This is a genomic window from Methanoculleus sp. DTU007, from assembly GCF_001512385.1.
Lineage (GTDB): Archaea > Halobacteriota > Methanomicrobia > Methanomicrobiales > Methanoculleaceae > Methanoculleus > Methanoculleus thermophilus.
In genome coordinates this window covers 52,708-54,487 of sequence record NZ_LFRO01000068.1, presented here as the reverse complement: position 1 = coordinate 54,487, position 1,780 = coordinate 52,708, and the positions used below count along the sequence as shown (strand labels likewise).

3 protein-coding genes are annotated in these 1,780 nt (G+C 59.7%); 1 reads left to right on the top strand and 2 read right to left on the bottom strand.

Annotation, left to right across the window (positions count from 1 at the left end):
- Positions 1 to 335: 335 nt before the first annotated feature.
- Complete coding sequence (locus tag ACI94_RS07515) at positions 336 to 728, bottom strand: nucleotidyltransferase domain-containing protein (protein WP_286681275.1); 393 nt, start codon at positions 726 to 728, stop codon at positions 336 to 338.
- Positions 704 to 1,135 (bottom strand): DUF86 domain-containing protein, encoded by a 432-nt coding sequence (locus ACI94_RS07510; protein WP_209727740.1) that lies wholly within the window; start codon positions 1,133 to 1,135, stop codon positions 704 to 706. The genes ACI94_RS07515 and ACI94_RS07510 overlap by 25 nt, the downstream gene beginning before the upstream one ends.
- Positions 1,136 to 1,385: 250 nt before the next feature.
- Here ACI94_RS07510 and ACI94_RS07505 point away from each other — a divergent pair.
- A partial coding sequence (locus tag ACI94_RS07505; RefSeq protein ID WP_286681276.1) for a glycosyltransferase family 2 protein occupies positions 1,386 to 1,780 on the top strand: 395 nt, incomplete at its 3' end.

Sequence of the window (1,780 nt, the reverse complement as noted above, 5' to 3'; positions counted from 1 at the left end):
ACGGTGCTCATGCTCCGGACGTTCCGTCCGTCGCACTTCACACCTTCGGTGTTCGCACTCCTTTCCCATCGGGAAAGTCGTCTTTCGCACCTTACGATGCTCATGCTCCTGCCATTCTGGCAGTCGCACTTCACACCTTCGGTGTTCGAACTCCTTTCCCTTCGGGAAAGTCGCACTTCGCGTGAGACCCACCTCGCCCATCTCTATCGGCAACCAGGTGTTATCCAGAGGTTGTGGAAAGCATTTCAACAGGGCCGAAAGAAGCGAGAACCTGCTCCTTCTATTGCATTCTCCACGCCTGTTTTGACGTCCACAACGAGATGCGTGTGAGCCGGTCAGGAGTGCCCGAGGCGTTTCAAGAGTTCCCGGGGAGACGCCTTCTGCTGACGCCGCTTCATGTCGGACCAGATCCGGCGCTGTTTGTAAAGCCAGAAGTCAAAGTCGTCAGGGTCCTCTGCGTAGAGGGTGCAGTGCCGCTCAAGAATCTCTCCCCGGAGATACCAGGGGATCTCGTCGTAAATGACGATATCGTACCCCTCCGGGACGAGGAGCATTCTCTCATGCACTGCAGCCCTATCCGCTCCATCGGCCAGGATCAGGCAGAGATCGATATCGGACCCGGGGCTCGCGTAGTCCGAGGCATGTGAGCCAAAGAGCAGAATCGCCCTGATCGAGGGGAGGATCTCCCGGAAGTGGTCCAGGATCAGGTCATGTCTGCATTCAGCCATATCAGCACCTCCTCCAGAAACCTGCGCATGCGGGGCATGAGCCGCTGCATTGCGGCATACGCGATATGGTCGTTGACACCATCATATTCGTGAACCAGGCGGTTTCGGAGCCCGTTGGCGGATTTCATGTCCCTCCCGGTCTCCGGATCGATGATCTCGTTGGTCACCAGATAGTCGAGATTGGTGTAATCGTCCTGTGCAGAGGAGTAGAGCATCCGACGGATGAGCGCACATATATCCGTAACTGCCTCCACGGCCTCCTGAAACTCTTTGTAGAGTGCCTTGCGCAGGATGCGGTCGCTCACGACAGCGTCAGATAGATGGCGCTCGATGAACTCGATCCGATCGATGAGCACCTCAACCTTCTGCAATATCCGCTCCCTGATCCGGATATCGTGGGCCGCCATTGGAGATGATTCACCCGGTGCCCCGATAAAACTTCTTGTGAATTTCCTCGCGCCTTTTGGGCGGGGTGGTTAACTTCTGCTGTGTGCCGGCTCTTACCCCCCGGTAGGCGGAGTTTCTCACCGATCCGTGATGTTCCGCCAGTCGGCGATCGCCGGATGTGCACACCCACACTGGCCCCCACTCGCCCTCATCTCCCCGCATGCCAATCGATACACTCTATACAGCGAAAGCCCGATACTATTCCATAAAATGGACACCGCCCCCGCCCTCTCCGTCGTCCTTCCCGCACTCAACGAGGAGGCCACCATCGGTGAGTGCATCAGAAAGATCCAGAAAGTCTTTGCCGACCTCGAGATCGACGGCGAGATCATCGTCGCGGACTCCTCCGACGACCGGACGGCGGCGATCGCCCGCGACCTCGGGGCGACGGTCGTCCGGCCGGAGAAGCGGGGCTACGGCAACGCCTACCTCGCGGGGCTCGCGCGCGCCCGGGGGAAGTACATCGTCATCGGGGATGCGGACAACACCTACGACTTCCTCGAGATCCCGAAACTCCTCGCCCTGCTCGATGCCGGCGCCGACATGGCCCTCGGCTCCCGGCTCCGCGGCGAGATCCGGCCGGGGGCGATGCCGGCCCTCCACCG